This is a genomic window from Methylomonas defluvii, from assembly GCF_033949435.1.
Lineage (GTDB): Bacteria > Pseudomonadota > Gammaproteobacteria > Methylococcales > Methylomonadaceae > Methylomonas > Methylomonas defluvii.
Genome location: NZ_JAXARY010000026.1, coordinates 1 through 22032, shown reverse-complemented (window position 1 = coordinate 22032; position 22032 = coordinate 1). Strand labels below are relative to the sequence as shown.

Here is a 22032-nt window from a genome sequence, read left to right as displayed (position 1 = left end):
TTTACGCTCCTTCTTCCAAGACAATCGCATCAGTAATGATAGGTTCGGTAATTTTGGCTGCCGCTTTCCGGTCCAACAAGCGTTTCAATGCCACCATGAAACCCAGCATGATGAAGCCACCCGGCGGTAATGCCATCAACAAAAAACCTTTGTATTCCGGAATCAAAGTGGTTTCCAAAAACCGGAAACTTTCGCCCAACAACACAGACGCATTGGCGAACAAGGTGCCGGCCGAACTAATCTCCCGCATCGCCCCCAGTACCACCATCGCCGCAGTAAAACCCACCCCCATCATTAAGCCGTCCCACATCGACGGCATTACCGGCTGCTTGGAGGCAAAGGCCTCGGCCCTGCCGAGAATGACGCAGTTGGTAACAATTAAAGGAATGAACAGCCCCAACACCTTATGCAATTCGTGCATCCAGGCATTCAGAAAAATATCCACCAAGGTCACCAACGCGGCGATCAGCAACACGAAAATCGGGATACGGATTTCAGAGGGAATCAGGTGCCTACTCGCCGAAACGGCGGCATTGGATGCGACCATCACCACCATGGTCGCCAAGCCCATGCCCAAGCCATTGGTCGCGGTACCGGTGACAGCCAACAATGGACACAGTGCCAGGTTTTGCGTCAACACGACGTTATTGTCCCACAGGCCGTCGCGGGCGATTTTTCTATATTGTTCTGAAAACAGAATCGAAAGATTCATAGCAAGGTCTCCTTGCAGCGATATTAGTTTTGATTTGGTGTCGCTGACGCGACGACTAGTTGAAATCGTTCTTGGACTGTCCAATGACAAGTGCAGTTTGACATCGGATAGGCTCTATTTCTCAGCCAACAGCTCCGCTTGATGCGCTTTGTAAAACTCCAACCCCCGCTTGATTGCCTGTACGACCTTGCGCGGCGTAATCGTCGCCCCGCTGAACTGATCGAACACGCCGCCGTCTTTTTTTACCGCCCATTGTTCGACGGTCAAGTTATTCAAGGATTTGCCATTGAACGACAGAACCCATTTAGATTTGGTCACCTCGATTTTATCGCCTAGGCCGGGCGTCTCCACATGCGCTATAACCCTTACGCCCAGGATTTCACCTTTACTGTCTATACCCATCACTAGACTAATCGGTCCTGCATACCCATCGGGCGCTATGAATTTAAAGCACACGGCATTCACTTCGCCTTGCTTTTTAGCCAAATAAACTTCAGTTTGATCAGCCCCCAGATTCGCATTGGCGGAAGGCAGCAATACGCTGTCTTTCAGCAAGTTGTTATCGTACAGTTCAGCCGGAACCACTTGCTCCAGGTTGGCCTGTAGATCTTCCTGCAAGCGAAGCTCGATCACACCGCGCGTCGCCAGATCGGCCACGCCCAATAAAATCGCCGCCAACAACGCGAAGCCACCCAACACACCGGCCTGATATTGTAAGAGCGGCCTAAGTTGCTCCAAATGACCAGGCTCCAGCCACACCGCCAATTTTTGCTTAAATTCGCTGACTGCGCGTAGCGCGTACTCTGTGTGTTGGTTCACTTTAGGCGTCGATTTGGCGGGTTCGGAATTCATAGCCAGTCTCAGGAATTGGAAATATCGAGCGGCTTGCCGTTACGGTAGCGGCCATAAATTCTGGGTCGGATGTAATGATCGATCAGCGGCGTGACGGCGTTCATCAATAAAATCGCAAAACCGGTGCCTTCCGGATAGCCGCCCCAGGATCGGATCACAAAAATCAGCAAACCGCAGCCAGCGCCGAAAATCACTTGCCCCAACGGCGTGTTAGGCGACGTGACATAATCGGTGGCGATAAAGAAGGCTACCAACATCACCGCGCCGGAGTTCAAATGCACCCAGGGCCCTAGGTAATGCTGACTATCCCAAGCATGAAAAATCGTCGACAACAGAAAGATACTGAACAGCAACGAGACAGGAATGTGCCATTTGATGACCCCTTGGCGCATCAGCCAAATGCCGCCGGCCAGTAATAATAAAGACGAGGTTTCCCCCAAACTGCCGCGCTCCCAACCGAGAAACGCTAAAAATCCCGAATATTCGATCAGACTGCCGGACAACAGGCGATTTTGCGAAAACTCGGTTTTCACCCAACCTAGCGTTGTGGCACCGGTCACCGCATCCGGGTTTTCCAAACCACCAAAAGTGATTGCCAAACTGTCGATTATGCCCGGCCCGGTAAACAGGGGGGAGACATTGGCCCAGGTAGTCATCTCGATGGGAAAGGAAATCAGCAACGCCACCCTGGCCAACATGGCCGGATTGAACAGGTTTTGCCCCAAGCCGCCGTAGACATGCTTACCCAACACAATGGCCAGCGCCGATCCAACGACGCCTATCCACCAAGGCGCCCAAGGCGGCAGAGTCATAGCCACCAGCAGACCGGTGACGATCGCCGAACCGTCGCGCAAATAAGGCATTGCCGCCACGCCTTTCATCTTCAGGCACAAGCCTTCGAAAGCCATTGCGGACAGCACTGTCACCGCCAACAAATACAGCGCCGGCCAACCGAACAATAACACGCCGCAAGCCGTGGCCGGTGCCAGGGCGATAATCACCAAGCGCATGATTTGATCGACGCGGCGGGTGGCCGCCACGTGAGGCCCGCTAATCGGTTTATTACTCATACGGTTTCCTCTGCTGGCGCTGCTTGCGCCTGTTGTGCGGCAGCCAAACGGGCGGCTCTGGCTTCCTGAGCACGCAAAGCTTCCGCTTCGGCTTCCAATCTGGCTCGTTCCATCCGATTATTTCTATCTTCGACTAAACGCTTGGTTTGTTCTGCCTTGTGCTCGGCTTGTTGGCGTTTAACTAACTCGCCGGAAGCGAATTTAAAGTAATGCACCAAGGGTATATTCGACGGGCAGACATAAGAACAACTGCCGCAGCTAATGCAATCTTTTAGGCCCAAATCAACCGCTGAGTCCAACTGATTGGCTTTGATCCGGCTAGCCATTTCCAAGGGCAACAAACCCACCGGGCAAGCGGTCACGCAACTGGAACAGCGAATACAAGGCTGTATAGCCGGCTCGTCGATGTCGGCATGCGATAAGGCTAGGATGCCGTTGCAGGCTTTCACCACCGGTACTTCGGCAATTGGCAAAGCGTCGCCCATCATCGGTCCGCCCATCACTAAGCGGGCCATTTTCGACTTTTCCAATCCGCAAAACGCCAATACTTCCGACATCAAGGTGCCGATGGGCACTTCCACATTTCTGGGTTTGGCAACGGCCGCGCCGGAGACCGTAACCACCCGGCTAATCAAGGGTTGTCCCAAGCAAATGGCTTGATAGACGGCAAAGGCAGTAGCGACGTTGTGCACCACCACCCCAATGTCCGTGGCTCGCCCGTCGGCGGGAATTTCCTGGCCGGTTAAATAACGCAACATTTGCCTATCCCACCCCATCGGATAGCGGGTCGGCACTTGCGCCACCACGATATTGGGAAAATCCCGGGCGGCCGTTTGCATGGCCGCGAAAGCTTCGGGTTTATTATCTTCGATACCCACCATAGCCTTCGGGGCATCCATGCCGCGCAACATTAACCGGATGCCGGCAACGATTTGCTCCGCGCGCTCTTGCATCAAACGGTCATCGCAAGTCAGATAAGGCTCGCATTCACCGGCATTAATCAGCAAGGTATGAATCTTGTTTTTGCGACCTAAACTGAGTTTGACCGCCGACGGGAATACCGCTCCGCCTAAACCCACCACACCGGCGGCGCCGACTCGTTGGCATATTTCTTCCGGTTCGAGTTGAAATGGGTCTTCCGGAACGATTAACTCGGCCCATTGCTCTTTACCGTCGCTTTCAATTACCACGGTGCGAATCGGCAGGGCTGACGGATGCGGTGCAGGAAAATCTTTGACGTCGGCGATAATGCCCGATGTTGGTGCATGCACAGGCGCCGAAATGGTGCCTTGGCTATAGGCCAGCAATTGGCCCTTCAGTACTTTCTCTCCGACCTTCACCACCGGCTCGGCAGGCTTGCCGACATGCTGTTGCACCGGAATGTACAATTTCTTGGGGATGGGAAAATCGGTGACGATGCTGAGCGGAGAGGTTTCGGATTTGTGCTCTTCGGCATGGATACCGCCGCGCAAACGGGGATTTTCGAACAAGGCGAACATAGGTGTCTCCGTCTCAAGCGGCCAGCGGTTTGGGCCAGCGCCAGTTGCGCAAGGTCACTTCCACAGGGTGCATTTGCAGACATTCGGTAGGACAGACTTCCACACATTTCTTGCAACCGATACAGGCATCCGCCACCACCGCGTGGATTTGTTTGGGTGCGCCGACGATGGCGTCTGTAGGACAAACCTTGAAGCAGCGGGTGCAACCGGTGCAGGTTTCTTCACTGACTCTTGCCACCATCGCTTCTTGGTCTTGGGTTTGGCTCAAATCGACATCAACACCCAGTAATTTGGCCAGTTGCTCCACCAGCGACGTACCGCCCGGCGGACATAATGTCACTGGCGCGGCACCGGATACCACGGCCTCGGCAGCCGGCCGGCAACCGGGAAAGCCGCATTGGCCGCATTGCGAACCGGGCATTAAGGCTTCAACTTTCTCGATCAACGGATCGGACTCCACCTTCAGGTATTTAGCGGCAATCCCCAACGCCACGCCCAGCAACAATCCCAGCGCTGTCAAAATAACAATGGCAGATAAAACGTACATAATGTGCCTCTTATTTGCTGTAAAGCCCCGCGAATCCCATGAACGCCAGCGACAGGATGCCGGCGGTGATAAATGCGATGGGGGTGCCGGAAAAAAGCGCCGGCACTGCCATGAGCGCTAAGCGTTCACGTAGACCGGCGAAGAGCACCATCACCAGGGTAAAACCCATTGCCGAACCAAAGCCGAACAGCAGGCTTTGCACGAAATTGTATTTCTCTTGGATGTTAAGCAGTGCCACACCCAAAACCGCGCAATTAGTGGTAATTAGCGGTAAAAAAATCCCTAAAACCTGGTACATGACCGGACTGGTTTTGTGTATCACCATCTCGGTAAACTGCACCACTGCGGCGATCACCAGAATAAAACCCAGCACTCGCAAAAATCCGATATCGAACGGAATCAATAAGCGATGCTCCAACACCCAGCTGGCCGCAGAAGCCAGGGTCAAGACAAACGTGGTCGCCAAACCCATGCCCAATGCGGTATCCAGCTTATTGGAAACCCCCATGAACGGGCATAAACCTAAAAACTTGACCAACACGACATTGTTGACCAAGGCCGTACCCAATATCAGTAGTAAGTATTCGCTCATCGTTTTAGACCCGGTGTTTTGTAACAAGACAGCATCATTTATGCCAATGCTGAGAAAACCCCACAATTCCCCGATTTAGTGCAAAGCCGATAGATTTAGCGCCAACATCTCTGTCCTAAAAAACACAGAGCTGAAACAAGTCCGCTAAAATTTGTCGTAAACCATACAAATAGCCGGGATTTTCCAACAGCAGCTAAGCCGAAACGCATTTGGCTCTCAAATTGCATGTAGTTTTCCAACTTAAGCCTAGAAAAACACGCGAGAACCATTTGCCATGACCAAATCCACCCCTGACTACCTGCAAGGCCAGATTGAGATTGAAACGGCCGATATACTATCGCCAGCCATCGGCCCTAGCGGGCAATCGCCAAGAAGCGGCAAAACCTCTAAAACACTGCCTTTCTCTTTGTTTGTTAAGGCGGTGGAGCAAGCGCCGGTGGCCATTTCGATCACCGATAAAAAAGCCAATATCCTTTACATCAACCAGGCCTTCACTGATGTAACCGGCTACAACGCCGCTGAAATTTTGGGCCAAAACGAATCAGCGCTGTCCGACAAGTCCACACCCAGACAGATTTATTATGATTTGTGGCACACCATTTCCCGTAAGCAGGTTTGGCACGGCCAATTGGTCAATCGGCAAAAAATGGGGCAACGCTACCTGGCTGATCTGACCATCGCGCCGATGCTGGACGACCGCGGCGCCATCAGTCATTACATTGGTATGCACCGCGATGTCACCCAGGCACACTACGCGGAACAACAAGTTAATAACCAAAAACAATTGATCGAATCGGTACTGAACGCTTCGCCGGTGGCGATGGTGGTGCTCGATTCGGACAAACGGGTCGTGCTCGATAATCAGATGTACAAAATGCTGATCAGCGAACTCGACAAAAAAGAGCCCGCGCTGTTCTTTCTGGAAGCGCTGGAGCAAGACATGGGCGACTTGTGGGGCGACAACATAGACAGACAGCAAGGCTTCGCCAATCGCGAGGTGAGGATTGAAAGCGCGGGGCTTAAAGGCACGCGCTGGTTTTCCTGCTCCGGCAATTGGTTTATCGAAAACGATGTCTGCGCCGACAGCTTCTTCGCCAGACAATCCAAGGATTACTTGTTGCTGACCATTAACGACATCAGTCCCTTGCGCCGGCAGCAGGAAAAGCTACAGATACAGACTTTGCGCACCATGTTGGCGGAAGAAGAACACATCCGCAGCATCCGCGAAACCTTGCTGGGCGCAATGCATCAGATTCGCCAGCCCTTGAACCAGATTCACGCGGCGATTCAAATCATGACGCAACGCAATGACGCCAACAATAGTCCGATCCGCGACCTATTGGGCCAAGTGCAAAAAATGGGGGAAGAAACGCTTGCCACCTTGCAGCGCTGTGTGCCGGAAATACCGGAGTCCGCGGTGGTGCCGGTGAACTTGAATCAGCTGCTGCACGAAGTGATGCTGCTGTATAGCACCAAGTTTTTGGCAAACGGCATCGTAGTGGATTGGCTGCCCAACCCGGTGTTACCCAATATCCTCGGCTCCGAAAACAAGTTACGCATGTTGTTCAAGCAATTGATCGACAATGCGGTCAATGCCATGAATCGTGCGGGCAGCCAGGAACGCATCATCAAAATCAGCACGGCTATCGAGCATGATTGGGTTTGCGTGTCGATAGCCGATTCCGGCCCCGGCATACCTGCCAACCAACGGAGCAAAGTATTCGAACCGTTTTTTACCACCAATCAAAGCACCGCCGGCGTCCAGGCCGGCATGGGACTGGTCATGAGCAAGGAAATCGTCAATCAGCATAACGGCATGATAGAAATCGACCCGCAATACAAAAACGGCTGTAGTTTTAAAATTAGCTTTCCCTGCCAAAAAAACCTAGCGATGGTGAACATCCATGAGTGATCGTTTATTGCTGGTTGAATCCGAACTGGATACGCTATTTCTGGTCAGTCAATTGCTGAATAGCACGCATGACTTGCGCACCAAGCTGAAAGGCATCCTGGAGATTTTGCACAAGCGTAACGGCCTGCATTTCGGCATGATTACCCTACGCGATGTCGATGACGACAGCATGAGCATTTGCGAGATCTACGGCGACGGCATAGACCGCTCGGTGCGTTACCAACCGGGCGAGGGACTGGTAGGCGCTATCCTCGACGAAGGCAGCACGATTGTGGTGGAACGCATCGCCGACGAGCCGCGTTTTTTAAGCCGCTTGGGCGTGTATAACCCGGATTTACCGTTTATCGGCTCCCCGCTGGCCATCGAACAAGGCGAAGTGGTCGGCATTTTGGCTGCGCAGCCTTGTACTTCGACGTTTTTGGGCGAGCGCGCCCGCTTCATGGAAATGGTCGCCAACCTGATCGCCCAAAGCGTGAACATGCTGCGTGTAATGGAACGCAAGCAAAACGAACTAGCTAGCGAACGCGACTATTTAAAACAAACACTGGTCAAAAACTACCGCTTCGAAAACATCATCGGCCATTCCGAGCCGATGCTGAAAGTGTTCGACATCATCCGGCAGGTGGCGAAATGGCATACCACTGTGTTGATTCGCGGCGAATCCGGCACCGGTAAGGAAGTGGTGGCCAGCTCGATACACTTTAACTCAGCCTGCGCCAACGGCCCGTTTCTAAAATTGAACTGTGCAGCCTTGCCCGACACCTTGCTCGAATCGGAATTATTCGGCCATGAGAAAGGTGCATTCAGCGGCGCAATCGGCCAACGCAAGGGCCGCTTCGAACTGGCAGACAACGGCACGCTGTTTCTCGACGAAATCGGCGAGATCTCCGCGTCGTTTCAGGCCAAATTATTGCGCGTGCTGCAAGAAGGCGAATTCGAGCGAGTGGGCGGCGTTCGCACCCTGAAAGTCAATGTCCGCATCATTGCCGCCACTAACCGCAATCTGGAGCAGGAAGTCGCCGAAGGCAATTTCCGCGAGGATTTGTATTACCGCTTGAATGTGATGCCCATCAATATGCCGCCGCTGCGCGAACGTATCGAGGACATTCCGGAACTGGCCAGCTTTCTGTTAAACCGTATCTCCCGTCAACAAGGCGGCCGGCCATTGGAAATCAAGGAAAGCGCGATCCGAATTTTGATGAAACACGATTGGCCAGGAAACGTCCGCGAACTGGAAAACCGCCTGGAACGCGCAGCCATCATGAGCCAAGAAGGCATTATCGACCGCGACGTGATTGCCAGCACCGGCCTGGAAAACGAAATAGGCATCAGCCGCACCCCGCAATCGATCAAACACATTGATCTGCACGACGAAAACATGGACGAACGGGAGCGGGTGATTGCCGCGTTGGAGCAAAGCGGTTGGGTACAAGCCAAAGCCGCGCGCTTGCTGGATATGACGCCTAGGCAGATTGCTTATCGGATTCAGACCTTGAACATCAATGTTAAGCAGATTTAGAAAACCTGCCGCTCAAGTTAAGCTGAGAGGGGGCGATTGAAATTGCCCCGTCCTAAGGAAAGATTTAAAGCTTTTCCCTGACGATACGGTAAATCTGCTCGGCGGCCTGTTCGCCGGTTTGCAACAAAATATCCAATTCGGCAAGTTGGGCTTCGGCAAACGGCCTGTCTTTCAAACTCGCGGCATTGATCTGCACATTCAGTGCCGCGCTTTTCAAGCCGGCGTAGCCTGCCATTACCGCCACGCCGGCATCGCTAATCACACCAAGATTACCGTGTTCGGCAGCCACCCGGCTCAACTCGATAGCCTTGGCGCAAGCTTTCGCGCATTCCAGCGGCACTAGCGTAGCCTCTCTGAGCACCGTTTGAATCTGTTCGGTGCGTACGGCTTTCTCATCGTCAGTGCTTTTAGGTAAGCCGTAACAGGCCATCAGTTTGTCGAATACATCGACATCGGCTTTGATCATGCCGATCAAGGTGCTACGCAAGGCTTCCGACTCGGTCAGCAAGGCCTTCATCTGTTCTTCCACCGCCGCGTATTTGGGTTTGCCGATGGTCAAATTACAGACCATGCTAGTCAACGCCGCCGCTTGCGCACCCATCACTGCCGCCGCGCTACCGCCGCCGGGCGTGGCTTGCTTGCCGGCTAGTTCGTCCAGGAATGTTTCTACCGATTTATCTTTGATTTCGTTCATTGACAGTCCTTAACTTTCGCGGCGCCAAATGGTGTTGCCGCCGGCCACATCCTCTAAAACTATGCCTTGTGCTTTCAATTGATCGCGGATTTGGTCGGCGCGCGCCCAGTCTTTGCCCGTTTTGGCAACTTTTCTGGCGTCGATCAATTGCTCGATTTCCGTTTCACTCATGCCATCCGGCGCTGCCCCACCCTTCAAAAAACTGTCCGGATCGTCCTGCAATATGCCCAAAATGGCCGCCAGTCGCTTTAATGTTGCCGCTAGCACGCTTTTTTCCTCGGCTTTGTTTAATTCGCGCGCTAAATCAAATAGAACAGCCAAAGCCACTGGTGTATTAAAGTCGTCATCCATCGCCTGTTCGAAACGCTGGCAGTAATCTGCATCGATAGCCGCATCGATAATTTCGACACCTCTCAAGGCTGTATACAAACGAGTCAAAGCCACACCCGCCTCGTCGAGCTGTTCGTCGGAATAATTCAGCGGGCTGCGATAATGGCTGGAGAGGATGAAGAAGCGGATCACTTCCGGGCGATATTGTTTCAACACCTCGCGCACGGTGAAAAAATTGCCCAGCGATTTGGACATTTTTTCTTCGTTGACCCGCACGAACCCGTTATGCATCCAGTAATTCACAAAGGGTTCGCCGGTGGCGCCTTCCGACTGGGCAATCTCGTTTTCGTGATGCGGAAATTGCAGATCCATGCCACCACCGTGAATATCGAAATGATTGCCCAGGCAGCAGGTGGACATTGCCGAGCATTCGATATGCCAGCCCGGTCTGCCCTGCCCCCATGGCGAATCCCAATAAGGTTCGCCAGGCTTGGCCATTTTCCACAGTACAAAATCCAGCGGATCGCGTTTGGCGGTATCGACATTCACCCGCTCACCGGCTTGTAAGTCTTCGATATTTTTACCGGACAGCTTGCCGTAGCCGTCAAAGCGGTTTACCGCATAAAACACGTCACCATTGCTACCGACGTAGGCAAACTCACGCTCGATTAATGTCGAAATCATCTTCACGATGTCGGCAATCGATTGCGTGGCTTTCGGTTCGATATCCGGCTGCAACACCGACAAAGCCCGCTCGTCTTCATGCATGGCTTCGATAAAACGTTCAGTCAATGCGGTAAACGCCTCGCCATTCTCGTTGGCGCGCTGAATAATTTTGTCGTCTATGTCGGTAATATTTCTGACGTAGGTAAGCTGATAACCTGAATGTCGTAAATAACGGGCGACTGTATCGAACACCACCATGACCCGCGCATGGCCAATATGGCAGTAGTCATAAACCGTCATGCCACAGACATACATGCCGACTTTGCCAAGCTGTTTGGGAATGAACTCTTGCTTACTTCGAGTTAAGGTGTTGTAGATTTTCAACATGTTGATCATAGGTGGATGTAGCGAAACATCTGGCAATCTATCAAGATTCCAGCTTCTCTTTCAAGATAAAAACACATAGAATTCGCGGCTTGCAGCGCGATTATGGAGCTATCAATGCGTACCACCCTGGTTTACCTGATGCTGTTTTTATTCTCAACCCTTTCATTTGCAACAGAAAATAAAATGTCCAATACACATAGCAAAGTCAAATTAACCACTTCCCTGGGCGACGTCGTCATTCAATTGGAAGACGAAAAAGCACCGGTTTCCGCCGCCAACTTTTTGGCCTATGTGAAACAGGGCTTTTATGCGGGCACCATTTTCCACCGGGTAATCCCAGGTTTTATGGCCCAAGGCGGCGGTTTCGACACCTCATTCAAACAAAAAGAAACTAATGCACCGATCAAGAACGAAGCCGACAACGGTCTGAAAAACAAACGCGGCACCTTGGCAATGGCCCGTACTAACGATCCGCATTCGGCAACCGCGCAATTTTTTATCAATTATAAAGACAATTCCTTTCTGGATCACACCAGCCCAAGCCCTAGCGGTTGGGGTTATGCAGTATTCGGAGAAGTGATCGAAGGCATGGATGTCGTCGATGCCATGGCCAAACAAGCCACCGGCAATCGCGGTCCGCATCAGGATGTACCGAAAACCGACATCGTTATCGAAAAAGCCGAAGTTATCAAATAATAATTAGCGGTTTCCGCCGGTAAGTGGGCTGAAACCGCTGTTGCTTAACGTGAAACAAGACGTACTCTTCATCTCCGACCTGCATCTGGCTTTGGAAAAACCGGAGATCACCCGGCGTTTCTTAGGCTTTTTGCAGCAGCGCGTCATCGAGGCAAAATCGCTGTATATCCTTGGCGATTTGTTCGACGCCTGGATCGGCGACGACGACAATACCCGGCCTATCCCGTCCATCAAAAACGCTCTCAAACAACTTAGCGACGCCGGCACCGAGATTTTTCTGTTGCAGGGGAACCGCGATTTTTTGTTGGGTCAAGATTTCTGCCGGGAAACCGGTATCCGTTTGTTGGACGAATATGCGACTATCGAATTGAATGGTCAGCGAATTTTACTAACCCACGGCGATTTACTCTGTAGCGACGACTTGGCTTACCAGGCTTTTCGCAGCAAATCGCACAGCCCGGAATGGCAACAAAATGTGCTGTCAAAACCTTTGTGGCTGCGGCTGATAGCAGCACGTTGGTATCGGTTGCGCAGCTATTATCATAAACGCGGCAAAACCCTGGATATTATGGATGTTAACCAGGATACGGTGGTCGAAAGCCTGCACAAGTATGGTTGCTGCACATTGATTCATGGACACACGCATCGACCGAAATTACACGAATTTATGCTGGATGGCCGGCCGGCCAGACGCTACGTGTTGGCGGATTGGAAACCGGATGGCGCGGAGGTTTTGTGTTGGAAGAACAACGATTTTCAAACAGAATCGGTCTGATACAAGCACAAAAAAACCGGTAGCGATTTAACAGAAGGCCAGCGACCTGCGTTTTTTAATCTCAAACCCGCTGATACACCACTGCCAGACACTACCGGGAATTGTCTTACTATCTCCGAAAAATAAGACTCAAAAGAAACCAACTAGTTCACTGGGTATATAATTTTACCGGGTCAATGCCCACGCGCGCTGTTCCAGGTGGACATTAAGCGCTATCTAAGCCGGTGCCTGCCTGTTACCAAAGTGTAAACAACTGTTAATTCACGACGACGCCCGCATTCATGCTAAGTTAGACTAAACTTTCCAAGCTCTACCAATTAAGGCCCCTTAACTCCTCCAGCCATGAAAAACCAAATACTTTATCTCTTGGCGCTATTTATCGGACTATCCACCATCGCCACCAGCCATGCCGATGAAGTTAACCTCCCCGACATTCTTGCCCGAGTCAAGCCCGGAATAGTAGCCATAGGCACTTATATGCCAACACGAAACCCGCGTGCGGTATTCCTGGGCACCGGCTTCGCCGTTGCCGACGGCAGAAAAGTGGTTACCAACGCTCACGTAACCGCAAAAAAACTAGACGAAGAGCACCTCGAACGTTATGCGGTTTTTTATCGCCACGAGCAAAAAGAACAAATGCAAATTGCAGAACTGACCGTGACCGATGAAGATCACGATCTGGCATTGCTAAAAGTAGACGGCGGAGTTTTACCCGCACTGGAAATCGGTGACTCACTAATAGTGCGGGAGGGCGAGCAATATGCATTCACCGGTTACCCAATAGGCATGGTGCTAGGTTTGTATCCGGTCACGCACCGAAGCATTATTTCGGCTATTTCACCCAACGCCATACCGGCAATCGCCACTCGGCAGTTAAACGTCAATATGCTGAAACGACTACAGACGCCCTTCAATGTGTTCCAATTAGACGCCACAGCCTACCCCGGCAACAGCGGCAGCCCCTTGTACGACATCAATTCCGGAAAAGTTGTTGGTATCATTAACAAAGTCTTTGTACAGGGCAGCAAAGAAAATGCCATATCCAATCCCAGCGGCATCACCTATGCTATTCCCGCTGAACATATCAAGACGCTTCTAAAACAGAATATCGTCAAATAGTGATTATCCAGGAGTTAGCGGTAGCCTTCACATGATAAGAATTTTTCGACATTACATTTCCACCGCCTACCTTTGGTTGCTTATAGTGGAATCTTTGGTGTTTTATCTGGCTATGTATTGCGGCGCTGGCCTCAGATTTTTATATATAGCATCCTGGTATTCCCAATCCGAACTCGCTGCTTCAGCAGCGGTTTACGCAGTGGTGTTTATCGCCAGCTGTTCCGGTTTGGGCTTGTACCGCAAAACACTGGATAAAGAAGAATACAATATTCTCCAGCGCATTAGCTTCAGCTTTGCCGTTGCGGTTTTTATACTGGCGTTCATCTACTACATCATTCCCGATTTGATGCTGGCACGCAGCGTCCTGATTTCCGCAATTATTTTTTCTTTTGTGGGCTTGCTGTTAACACGATATTTATTTTATCGCTTCGTCAATCTGGATAATTTAAAACGCAGGGTGTTAGTGGTGGGTTGTGGGCAAAGAGCGGGAGAACTCAGCGTCGTTAATTCCAGCTATATTTATAGAGGATTTGAAATAGTCGGTTACATCACGCTGGAGGACGAACCAATAAGCGTACCCCATGCGATTGCGCTCAACGAAAAAATCAGGCTAACAGATATTGTCGAAGCCGCTAACGTCGATGAAATAGTCATCGCTGTCGATGATCGTAGAAAAAAACTACCCGTGGAGGAACTGCTGGACATCAAAATGTCCGGCGTGCAAATCATGGACTTGCAAACTTTCTATGAGAGAGAGCAACGGCTGGTTTTTCTGGAGGCGCTGAGTCCAAGCTGGCTGATGTTTTCCGATGGTTTTGTGAGTGGCGGTTTACGCCCCATCGTCAAACGCAGCTTCGATATTTTAGCCAGTCTGCTACTACTCTCCGTCAGTTGGTGGCTAATGATCCTCACCATGTTGGCGATCTATATCGAAAGCGGCTTTGGTGCACCGGTTTTCTATCGGCAAAAACGTGTCGGCTATCGGGACATTCCGTTCGATGTCATTAAATTTCGCAGTATGCGTATCGACGCTGAAAAAAATGGCGCGCAATGGGCTAGCCAAACCGATGACCGCGTCACTCGCGTCGGCAAAGTGATTCGTAAATATCGGATAGACGAGCTGCCGCAACTACTAAACGTGCTAAAAGGCGATATGAGCTTTGTCGGCCCGCGCCCGGAGAGACCGGAATTCGTAAAAGGCTTCGAAGAGAATATTCCTTATTATAAAGAACGGCATAGGGTTAAACCCGGCATTACCGGATGGGCGCAACTATGTTACCCCTATGGCGCCAGCGAATACGATACCCGACAAAAACTGCAATTTGATTTGTATTACGTCAAAAACTACAGCCTATTTCTGGACTTGACGATAATGCTGAGCACTGTGGAGGTTATTTTGTGGGGTAAGGGAGCGAGATAAAAATATTTATACAAATTTTAATTTTAGTGATCAATAACTTACCATTAATCCTGCCACCCTATTAGGGAGAAGAAAAAATGAAAACTTCAATGCTACGATTTATTTTATTTACCTTAATATCGTTGCAACTCAGCAACTCAGCCTTGGCGGAGAACAACCAGAATTTTTATGTTTTCGGTGATAGCTTATCGGACACCGGCAACGTTTATATACAAACATCCGCCTCTGGACTTCCCATACCCGTCCCTCCCCAAAAGCGATATTTCAACGGTAGATTTTCGAACGGTCCAAATGCCGCTGAACAATTCTGGAAGTCACTCGGCAAATCGTCTAAAGTAAAACCTATATTGGCGCTCTCTCCAGAAAAACTCACGCTAAAACCAAATAAAAACCTAGCCATAAGCTTTGCTTATGGTGGCTCTGAAACTAGTTTCGGCAATTCGGTACTAGGACAATTTAATGTGACCGGCCTACTAGGGCAAGTAGGCATGTTCAAGGTCATAAAAAATGACAGCTTTGTTGAAAACTCTTTGGCTTTTGTTTGGAGTGGAGCAAACGATTATCTCAATCAATTTGGCAAGGGAATCGTGATTCCTACAGAACAAGTTGTCGACAATATCAGCAAATCGATTCGTAACTTGTATGCTTCAGGGATTCGCCGTTTTCTAGTGCCCAATCTCCCTGACCTAAGTGAAGTACCGATTGCTAATTTCATAGCTTACCAAGACCCCGCAAATCCTCATCCGGAAATTCTCGACCTCCTTTCATTCCAAACTATCGATCACAACAACAGGCTAAGGATAGAATTGAGAGAACTTGCAAAGCTACCTAAAATCAAAATTTATAAAGTCGACATTTACTCCATAACCAAATCCTTGATCGTTAGAGATGATCAGGTTGTAGCAGGACCTGCGGCAGGATGTCTCTATAGTCCAGTATTGACTCAAGACAATTGTTCAATAGTGCCTTTCGATGCAGGAAACGGTTTGATATTTTGGGATGAAATCCATCCAACCACAGAGGTTCACAAAGTTTTCGCCGAAGCCATGCTAGATTCGATTAAAAACTAGCAAGCCAGCTAGATGCTGGGTTGGCTTTATTAGCCAAACCCAGCGACCCCCAGTTTGTCTATAAGCCATAACGACCCGGGGCAATAATATTGTTTGGGTCGACAGCCTGCTTTAGAGAACGCAAAACATCAGGAACGGCATGTTCCTTAGCCGGCAAATCCATAGACTGGATACCGAGACGATAAGGCACAAAACCATGTTTTCGCCCCGTATCTAACAGTTCATGATAACAAGCATGCGCTCTGGCAACCTCATTTGCGTCTTGCCTATCAAACAAAATTGGAATGGTGCTGTCCCAACAGCGATCCGAAATACTAGTCAAGGTGATCAACGGCTCGATTCTGTGTTTGATACAAATGGATTTCACCATTTCGACATATTCACGAGTTAAATCGGGCTTCATGGGTAAAAGCGGCGAATACCAAATAAGCCCACAGCCGTCCTTATCCGGATTCATCGAGGTACCATCAGTCGGCATGACACCTGACCGCCAGTAGGCCAGAGGCAAGGCAATCTCGCTGGGCTCTCCCGCAAACAATTGCATGGTTTTATTCAACGTCCCCAACACATTAACTAAATGTAAGTCGCGGATAACTGGCAAAGCCTGCGCGGCGCCATGCATGAATTTCACTAAACCCGGGGTAAAAAAAACAAGCCGTTTGGCGACAGGCTTTAATATTCTTCGAATCTCCCCTCTCGCCGCAGCAACAACTTTCTTATTGCCATAAATAGCACCCACACCGGTCCATTCCATGACCTGATTGCGCGTCATAAGCTGCTGCAGCACATCTTCCGGAATCAACCCATCCGAGCCCAAGCGGTCTTTTGGGTAAGGCTCCGACATCGACAATACCCGGTGTTTGTTCATCAGGTTGATAGAACCCGTCACCGTTCCCACCTCACGCAACACCTGCCGGACTTTTTCAACCGCCAACCCTAGATCGTCAGCTTTTTTTACACTGAAAAAAAACGCTTCAACTCGCTCCGGCTTTGGCGCCAAAGCAATCGTCATCTTGGTGACAATCCCAAAATTACTTTGCGAGAAAAGACCGTCCATGTAGGGCCCCATCCCCCATTTAAAAGCCTTATCAACCGCCTCACCTCCCAAGCCTGAAAGCATGGAGCGATAAATTTCTCCGTTGGGCAACACAGCTTCCAGTCCCATTACCGCGGCGAAGTGATCAGCATAAGGGGTGATGCCGTAGCCTCGCTCTAAGGCATTTCCAACCAGACTACAATCAGGCCCAGCCCCGGTAACCGGAATCAGATAAGGATGGTCATGCTGCTTTAAATAAGCATCAAGCTGGCGTTGGGTAACTCCAGGCTCGATAGTGAGCAAACCTGTTTCCTTATCAAAGTCCAGAATTTTATTCATCCGTGATAAATCCACCAAGACACAGTGGTCTTGAGCAGGGTTTTTTGAGCCATAGCCCCAGTTACAACCGGTGCTGAAAGGATAAAGAGGTATTTGATATTTCGCGGCAATCTGAACTATTTGCTGAACGGCTGAGGTGAAATCAGGCCGGAGCAAAGCAGGTGATTGATTCCTTAGCGCCGTACAATTGGTTTCTGCCGCTTGCAAAAACTCCTTACAGGTGACAACGGAATCGTTACCTAAAAGGTCGCGCCAGTCCGAAAGTGCTTGCTCAAGATTAGGGCTGTCCATGGGAATCTCCTGTTAGTGTTTAAGTAGAAGGATAGTCGATTAAATGGGGGACTCCAACTCGCAAAATACCTACAGACGGCAAATTAATTTTTGCAGAGATAATAAGCTGTTCAGAAATGGGCTGTTGCCATTTCTACAGGGCAACCAAATGAAGGCCCAAAACGAAGCGATAAGACTCTCAAAGTTACATTTCAATTTGCCGCATCCTGATGCGATGACGCTGAGATACTTTAGCCTTACAAACACATTTTCCAAGAGATACCCAAACCCATCGAGACTCCATCGACGTGATCATTCCCCAAAGTTGAGTGTTGTTTGATAAGAATGATGGACACGGCGCCCGAGTTATAACTAAATCTGAAATGGTTTAATGAAGCCGGACACTTCTAAAAGCAGACTTTATACTGTTATTAGAGGTAAGCATGACAAACGAAAAACAACACAACCGACCCAAATATAGTTTGGAATTCAGGCAAGATGCCGCCAAGCTAGTTTTGGAGAAAGGCTATAGTCAGCAACAAGCAGCCGATCATTTGGGCGTATCGCTAAGTGCGATGGGACGCTGGGTTCGGGCGGAACGCAAGCCCTCGGCGACTGACGCGACGATGAAATAAAACAGCGTAAACTTGGGAGAGCATGACGAATTGATTCGCTTGCGCAAGGAAAATGAACAGTTACGGATGGAGCGCGAAATATTAAAAAAGGCGGCCGTCTTCTTTGCGAAAGAAGCCGAATACCCACAGGGCACAAGTAAAGTACGGGTTTATTCGAGAGCAAGAGAAGACGTATCCAGTGACCGTACTGTGTCGAGTGATGCAGGTGAGTACCAGCGCCTATTACGATTGGTTAAAAGCTCCGAAAGACGTTGATAAAGAGCACAAGATCGAAAAATGGCCGAAACAGCCAGGCAGATTTTTGTCGACAATAAGCAGTGCTTTGGTTCGCGTCGCCTAGCTGATCGCTTGCAAAAACAGGGATTTGCTGCGGGTCGTTTTAAAACCCGGCGACTCATGCGAGACTTGAGATTGCAGGTACGTTATCCCAAGCGATTTAAAGCGACGACCGACAGCAACCACAATGAGGCTATTTCACCCAATCGATTGGATCGGCAATTTCAAGTAGCCAAGCCTAATCAGGTGTGGACGACTGATATCACCTATGTGTGGACGCTGCAGGGCTGGCTTTACGTTGCGGTGATCATTGATCTCTTTTCCCGCCAAGTCGTTGGCTGGGCGATTGACGATCACATGCGCACATCGCTTTGCGTCAATGCCTTGCAAATGGCCTTCTACCCACAGGGCACAAGTGGCGGCGTAAGCCTCCGCCCGGCTTATTGCATCATTCCGATCGAGGTAGCCAATATGCGAGCCGAGAATATCGTCAACATTTGGCCGTCATGAAGATGGAGCAGAGTATGAGCCGAAAAGGCAATTGCTGGGATAATTCCCCAACCGAACGCTTTTTTCGCAGTTTAAAGCACGAACAGCTCAACTACGAAAAATTCAAAACCCAAGAAGCGGCGAAACTGAGCGTGATCGATTATTTGGCTTTTTACAATGGCCGGCGATCGCACTCAACATTGGGTTATCAATCCCCAATAGAATTTGAGCGGGAATTCTATAAAAAATCTGCCTGATTTGGTGTCCGGGTTTTGTTGACCATTACATCGCCGCCTGATTCAGTTCGTCTGTACACCAGATTTGACTATTTCTCCCGACGGCGCCCTTCCCAGAAATTTGCATGGACAGGCTTTCACTGTCAGTCTTTGTTATGAATTTTCTAGCCGGTCATTCATTTTCAACCCAGAATCGGCGAAAGACTGATTAAAAGCAAAAAAGTGCGAATCCTAACCCTGGTAAAGTGTCAGATAACTTTACAATCAATCAAACAAGCCATTGCAGCCGGCTTATAAATTATATATAAAACAACAGCTTATTATTTTGGCACAATTTCTGCTGTTGTTTATTTGAAGTTTGTCTTCATGATCGAATCTGAAAGTGAAGTTCGCCTTCACAAAATTATGAGACATTGCACTTATGTGCATATTGAAATACTGCAATTCATTTTGGTTTGCAAAAGATCTACATCTGGGATACTGATCGCTAACTTTTTTATAACCCTTTAAGGAATAGTCATGAAAAAATCTAATGTTATACGGAGCATTGCTGCTCTGAGTCTTGTCAGCGCAGGTTTCGCGGCTAACGCAGCAAGTATCGATGGCGTTATAACGCCTGAAACTATCACCGAATTCGATAGTGGCAGTTTCGCGCAAATAGTCACAAAAAACGCTGATGGCTCAGGTTCATTTACTGCTTGGGGCGAGGTAACAGGATTTAACAATATTGCTTACGATGTTTTTCCTGGTGGTCAATTAACCTATTCCGTTACAACTGACTACACCACAAACCAAATAAATATTCCAGGTGATACATTATTTACCGGGGGCGTTATCACATTCTATCTTGACAACCTAACAGCCTATGATCCTACCAATCAAGCTTCAGCAGAAGACGGCACTGTGTGGATGACTATTTTAGGAAAAGACCTGAATGCTATCGGAGATACTTTCCTGGGCACTATAAACGTTTTGGGCGGCGGCGGCGGTACCGCATTCTTTGATTTGTTGCTCGCCGGTTTGGGAACTGATATTTTTGATACAAATACCAAGCTTGTACCAACTACTGGCGAATTTGCCGATTTTTCATGGGGCTCCAGCATATTAGCCGGAAACACAGTCACATCAACATCTGGAGGCGTTACAACTTATTACTCGACTGGCTCTGGAGACCTTGGTGCCAGCGCTACAATTCCTGAACCAGGTTCTTTGTCGCTGTTAGGTTTAGGCATGTTGGCTTTTTCCGCTAGAAAAAAACGTTCAATCTAAATCTGCTTTTAAATGCCGGCTTTTATTCTTAATAGAAAACGGTCGGCATTATTCTTGAAAAAATTTAAGAAGGAAGCTTGCATAATGTGAATGCATGAGTCTTTCATAGAGAGTCGCGTAGTAGCGTAAGCCTGCAAACTGCCAATTAGATTTATCAATTGTAATATGCCCTCTTCGGAGGGCATTTTTATTTGAGAGCAAACCACGATGAACCGGATCCATTTTTTTGAAATTGAAGATCAACACTGGTGCCCAAAAGTATTGCGAGATGGCGTGACCGATTTCTTACAACACATTGTTCAGTCTTACCATTTATATCAGCCCATCACTCAGCGCTTGGTCAAGGCTTTAGATCAAAGTGGACAAAATTTGATTGTTGATCTTTGCTCAGGTGGTGCAGGTCCTTGGTTATCACTGTGGAAAGATGTACTTCAACAGTCCGATAACCGAATTTTATCTGTTACGCTGACCGATTTGTACCCAAACTTGGACGCCTTTCGAGCAGCGCATGCACAAAATATCGGTATCGTTTTCTGTACCGAGTCAATAAATGCGACGCAGGTACCCAGAGAGATAAAAGGTTTTCGCACTTTTTTTTCATCATTTCATCATTTGAAACCTGAGGAGGCTAAAGCCGTTTTGCGAGACGCTGTAGATGCAAAAACCGGCATTGCAATTTTTGAAAGCACACAACGCCATCCTTTGCTGTTGCTTTATATGCTGCTTACGCCTTTTTTGGTTTGGCTTAATACTCCATTTATTCGCCCATGGCGTTGGAATAGAGTGTTTTATACTTATATAGTCCCTTTGATTCCCTTTATAGTAATGTTTGATGGCATCGTTTCATGCCTACGCACATATACACCTGAAGAACTAAAAACCATGGTTAATTCAATTTCTGCTCCCTATTATAAATGGGATATCGGTTTACAGCGCTTTGGTATATTACCTATAGGGATAACTTATATGGTGGGATATATGCAAAAAAATAAGGTTAATTGATTAGGGGCTGTTGCCGTTTTTTACATAGGTAATAAAATAAAAGCGCATGCCAAAGCGACAAGGCTGTCAAAATTGCGTTTCAATTTGTCATATCGCGAGCGATGACTCTGAAATGCTTCAGTCTTGCAAAGACATTTTCAACGAGGTGGCGGTATTTATAGAGGCGCCCATCCATTCCGTCATTCCCAACGGTTGAATACTGTTTTCGAGGAATGATAGGGACACACCCTTTCTCGCGAATCTGAATCCGTAAGGATTCACCGTTGTAACTTTTGTCAACGACCGTGTAGTGAGCCAAAGGCAGTTTAGCTACTAATTCCGGCGCTTCCTTGCAGTGATGGAGCTCGCCACTGGTGACCGAGAAATGAATAGGCAACCCGCAGGCATCAATGGCCATATGGATTTTTGTGGGAGATAGTCAAATCTGGTGTACACCAGATTTGACTATCTCTCTCAATGGTTACCTGTCGCCCGCTGACTACGAATTGCAGCTCAAAGCTGCTAAGGATTTCGCCAAAAATAACTTCCCTGTATTGATACTGTCCCTAACTGGATTTGTAATGGAGAATACAACGACTTGAACCGTGGAAGATGAAAAAGTGACTGGCTACGAACCCGCG

The 22032-nt window shown here is 49.1% G+C and carries 21 protein-coding genes and 1 pseudogene; 12 read left to right on the top strand and 10 right to left on the bottom strand.

Going from position 1 to position 22032, the window contains the following annotated elements:
• Nucleotide 1 precedes the first annotated feature (1 nt).
• From QLH52_RS21095 to rsxA, 6 genes are all read right to left on the bottom strand, one after another.
• On the bottom strand, nucleotides 2-712 hold the full coding sequence (locus QLH52_RS21095) for an electron transport complex subunit E (protein WP_020485092.1): 711 nt from the start codon (nucleotides 710-712) through the stop codon (nucleotides 2-4).
• 114 nt (nucleotides 713-826) lie between these two features.
• Nucleotides 827-1564, bottom strand: a complete 738-nt coding sequence (gene rsxG, locus QLH52_RS21090) for an electron transport complex subunit RsxG (RefSeq protein ID WP_319962853.1) — start codon at nucleotides 1562-1564, stop codon at nucleotides 827-829.
• Nucleotides 1565-1572: 8 nt separating this feature from the next.
• Nucleotides 1573-2634 (bottom strand): RnfABCDGE type electron transport complex subunit D, encoded by a 1062-nt coding sequence (locus QLH52_RS21085; RefSeq protein WP_319962852.1) that lies wholly within the window; start codon nucleotides 2632-2634, stop codon nucleotides 1573-1575.
• Nucleotides 2631-4133, bottom strand: coding sequence for an electron transport complex subunit RsxC (rsxC, locus tag QLH52_RS21080; RefSeq protein WP_319962851.1), 1503 nt, complete (start codon nucleotides 4131-4133; stop codon nucleotides 2631-2633). The genes QLH52_RS21085 and rsxC overlap by 4 nt, the downstream gene beginning before the upstream one ends.
• 13 nt (nucleotides 4134-4146) lie before the next feature.
• Nucleotides 4147-4680, bottom strand: a complete 534-nt coding sequence (gene rsxB, locus QLH52_RS21075; RefSeq protein WP_319962850.1) for an electron transport complex subunit RsxB — start codon at nucleotides 4678-4680, stop codon at nucleotides 4147-4149.
• Between the two features lie 10 nt (nucleotides 4681-4690).
• Nucleotides 4691-5272, bottom strand: coding sequence for an electron transport complex subunit RsxA (rsxA, locus tag QLH52_RS21070; RefSeq protein WP_026147191.1), 582 nt, complete (start codon nucleotides 5270-5272; stop codon nucleotides 4691-4693).
• A gap of 274 nt (nucleotides 5273-5546) precedes the next feature.
• On the opposite strand from rsxA, the gene nifL reads away from it, so the two are divergent.
• On the top strand, nucleotides 5547-7184 hold the full coding sequence (gene nifL, locus QLH52_RS21065; RefSeq protein ID WP_033155812.1) for a nitrogen fixation negative regulator NifL: 1638 nt from the start codon (nucleotides 5547-5549) through the stop codon (nucleotides 7182-7184).
• Complete coding sequence (nifA, locus tag QLH52_RS21060) at nucleotides 7177-8703, top strand: nif-specific transcriptional activator NifA (protein ID WP_020485085.1); 1527 nt, start codon at nucleotides 7177-7179, stop codon at nucleotides 8701-8703. The genes nifL and nifA overlap by 8 nt, the downstream gene beginning before the upstream one ends.
• Nucleotides 8704-8767: 64 nt before the next feature.
• On the opposite strand, the gene fchA is transcribed toward nifA, so the two are convergent.
• Nucleotides 8768-9397, bottom strand: coding sequence for a methenyltetrahydrofolate cyclohydrolase (gene fchA / locus QLH52_RS21055; RefSeq protein WP_205451128.1), 630 nt, complete (start codon nucleotides 9395-9397; stop codon nucleotides 8768-8770).
• 9 nt (nucleotides 9398-9406) lie between these two features.
• Entirely contained in the window at nucleotides 9407-10780 is a 1374-nt protein-coding gene (cysS, locus tag QLH52_RS21050; protein WP_319962849.1) for a cysteine--tRNA ligase, read from the bottom strand.
• 114 nt (nucleotides 10781-10894) lie between these two features.
• Between cysS and QLH52_RS21045 the strand changes: the two genes are divergently transcribed.
• The 5 genes from QLH52_RS21045 to QLH52_RS21025 all read left to right on the top strand — a co-directional run bounded on the left by QLH52_RS21045 (nucleotide 10895) and on the right by QLH52_RS21025 (nucleotide 15860).
• Nucleotides 10895-11476: a peptidylprolyl isomerase gene (locus QLH52_RS21045; protein ID WP_319962848.1), complete on the top strand. Its 582-nt coding sequence runs from the start codon at nucleotides 10895-10897 to the stop codon at nucleotides 11474-11476.
• A gap of 49 nt (nucleotides 11477-11525) precedes the next feature.
• On the top strand, nucleotides 11526-12251 hold the full coding sequence (locus QLH52_RS21040) for a UDP-2,3-diacylglucosamine diphosphatase (protein WP_319962876.1): 726 nt from the start codon (nucleotides 11526-11528) through the stop codon (nucleotides 12249-12251).
• Between the two features lie 342 nt (nucleotides 12252-12593).
• Complete coding sequence (locus tag QLH52_RS21035; protein ID WP_319962847.1) at nucleotides 12594-13370, top strand: S1 family peptidase; 777 nt, start codon at nucleotides 12594-12596, stop codon at nucleotides 13368-13370.
• A gap of 31 nt (nucleotides 13371-13401) precedes the next feature.
• Nucleotides 13402-14790, top strand: a complete 1389-nt coding sequence (locus QLH52_RS21030; RefSeq protein ID WP_033155656.1) for a TIGR03013 family XrtA/PEP-CTERM system glycosyltransferase — start codon at nucleotides 13402-13404, stop codon at nucleotides 14788-14790.
• A 77-nt stretch (nucleotides 14791-14867) separates the two neighbouring features.
• Entirely contained in the window at nucleotides 14868-15860 is a 993-nt protein-coding gene (locus QLH52_RS21025; RefSeq protein WP_319962846.1) for an SGNH/GDSL hydrolase family protein, read from the top strand.
• 58 nt (nucleotides 15861-15918) lie between these two features.
• On the opposite strand, the gene QLH52_RS21020 is transcribed toward QLH52_RS21025, so the two are convergent.
• Complete coding sequence (locus QLH52_RS21020) at nucleotides 15919-17526, bottom strand: FAD-binding oxidoreductase (protein WP_319962845.1); 1608 nt, start codon at nucleotides 17524-17526, stop codon at nucleotides 15919-15921.
• Nucleotides 17527-17948: 422 nt separating this feature from the next.
• On the opposite strand from QLH52_RS21020, the gene QLH52_RS21015 reads away from it, so the two are divergent.
• The 5 genes from QLH52_RS21015 to QLH52_RS21000 all read left to right on the top strand — a co-directional run bounded on the left by QLH52_RS21015 (nucleotide 17949) and on the right by QLH52_RS21000 (nucleotide 21412).
• Nucleotides 17949-18140 (top strand): transposase, encoded by a 192-nt coding sequence (locus tag QLH52_RS21015; RefSeq protein ID WP_319962844.1) that lies wholly within the window; start codon nucleotides 17949-17951, stop codon nucleotides 18138-18140.
• 276 nt (nucleotides 18141-18416) lie between these two features.
• On the top strand, nucleotides 18417-18926 hold the full coding sequence (locus QLH52_RS21010) for a DDE-type integrase/transposase/recombinase (RefSeq protein WP_319962843.1): 510 nt from the start codon (nucleotides 18417-18419) through the stop codon (nucleotides 18924-18926).
• A complete protein-coding gene (locus QLH52_RS24670) occupies nucleotides 18923-19162 on the top strand; it encodes an integrase core domain-containing protein (protein WP_225892890.1) in 240 nt (79 codons plus the stop codon). Before QLH52_RS21010 ends, QLH52_RS24670 begins: the two co-directional genes overlap by 4 nt.
• 498 nt (nucleotides 19163-19660) lie before the next feature.
• Nucleotides 19661-20410: a PEP-CTERM sorting domain-containing protein gene (locus tag QLH52_RS21005; protein ID WP_319962842.1), complete on the top strand. Its 750-nt coding sequence runs from the start codon at nucleotides 19661-19663 to the stop codon at nucleotides 20408-20410.
• A gap of 207 nt (nucleotides 20411-20617) precedes the next feature.
• Nucleotides 20618-21412, top strand: a complete 795-nt coding sequence (locus tag QLH52_RS21000) for a class I SAM-dependent methyltransferase (RefSeq protein WP_319962841.1) — start codon at nucleotides 20618-20620, stop codon at nucleotides 21410-21412.
• Nucleotides 21413-21432: 20 nt separating this feature from the next.
• On the opposite strand, the pseudogene QLH52_RS20995 reads toward QLH52_RS21000, so the two are convergent.
• Nucleotides 21433-21821 (bottom strand): annotated as a pseudogene (locus tag QLH52_RS20995) (IS5 family transposase); the annotation flags it as partial.
• Nucleotides 21822-22032 lie beyond the last annotated feature (211 nt).

What these genes read in the sequence shown, in the direction of transcription:
- cysS (WP_319962849.1), bottom strand. Translation starts at nt 10,780, where the DNA reads ATGTTGAAAATCTACAACACCTTAACTCGAAGTAAGCAAGAGTTCATT.
- QLH52_RS21020 (WP_319962845.1), bottom strand. Translation starts at nt 17,526, where the DNA reads ATGGACAGCCCTAATCTTGAGCAAGCACTTTCGGACTGGCGCGACCTT.
- QLH52_RS21045 (WP_319962848.1), top strand. Translation starts at nt 10,895, where the DNA reads ATGCGTACCACCCTGGTTTACCTGATGCTGTTTTTATTCTCAACCCTT.
- QLH52_RS24670 (WP_225892890.1), top strand. Translation starts at nt 18,923, where the DNA reads ATGAAGATGGAGCAGAGTATGAGCCGAAAAGGCAATTGCTGGGATAAT.
- QLH52_RS21025 (WP_319962846.1), top strand. Translation starts at nt 14,868, where the DNA reads ATGAAAACTTCAATGCTACGATTTATTTTATTTACCTTAATATCGTTG.
- nifA (WP_020485085.1), top strand. Translation starts at nt 7,177, where the DNA reads ATGAGTGATCGTTTATTGCTGGTTGAATCCGAACTGGATACGCTATTT.
- rsxC (WP_319962851.1), bottom strand. Translation starts at nt 4,133, where the DNA reads ATGTTCGCCTTGTTCGAAAATCCCCGTTTGCGCGGCGGTATCCATGCC.
- QLH52_RS21010 (WP_319962843.1), top strand. Translation starts at nt 18,417, where the DNA reads ATGGCCGAAACAGCCAGGCAGATTTTTGTCGACAATAAGCAGTGCTTT.
- QLH52_RS21095 (WP_020485092.1), bottom strand. Translation starts at nt 712, where the DNA reads ATGAATCTTTCGATTCTGTTTTCAGAACAATATAGAAAAATCGCCCGC.
- QLH52_RS21000 (WP_319962841.1), top strand. Translation starts at nt 20,618, where the DNA reads ATGAACCGGATCCATTTTTTTGAAATTGAAGATCAACACTGGTGCCCA.
- QLH52_RS21085 (WP_319962852.1), bottom strand. Translation starts at nt 2,634, where the DNA reads ATGAGTAATAAACCGATTAGCGGGCCTCACGTGGCGGCCACCCGCCGC.
- QLH52_RS21030 (WP_033155656.1), top strand. Translation starts at nt 13,402, where the DNA reads ATGATAAGAATTTTTCGACATTACATTTCCACCGCCTACCTTTGGTTG.
- rsxB (WP_319962850.1), bottom strand. Translation starts at nt 4,680, where the DNA reads ATGTACGTTTTATCTGCCATTGTTATTTTGACAGCGCTGGGATTGTTG.
- QLH52_RS21015 (WP_319962844.1), top strand. Translation starts at nt 17,949, where the DNA reads ATGACAAACGAAAAACAACACAACCGACCCAAATATAGTTTGGAATTC.
- fchA (WP_205451128.1), bottom strand. Translation starts at nt 9,397, where the DNA reads ATGAACGAAATCAAAGATAAATCGGTAGAAACATTCCTGGACGAACTA.
- rsxG (WP_319962853.1), bottom strand. Translation starts at nt 1,564, where the DNA reads ATGAATTCCGAACCCGCCAAATCGACGCCTAAAGTGAACCAACACACA.
- QLH52_RS21035 (WP_319962847.1), top strand. Translation starts at nt 12,594, where the DNA reads ATGAAAAACCAAATACTTTATCTCTTGGCGCTATTTATCGGACTATCC.
- rsxA (WP_026147191.1), bottom strand. Translation starts at nt 5,272, where the DNA reads ATGAGCGAATACTTACTACTGATATTGGGTACGGCCTTGGTCAACAAT.
- nifL (WP_033155812.1), top strand. Translation starts at nt 5,547, where the DNA reads ATGACCAAATCCACCCCTGACTACCTGCAAGGCCAGATTGAGATTGAA.
- QLH52_RS21005 (WP_319962842.1), top strand. Translation starts at nt 19,661, where the DNA reads ATGAAAAAATCTAATGTTATACGGAGCATTGCTGCTCTGAGTCTTGTC.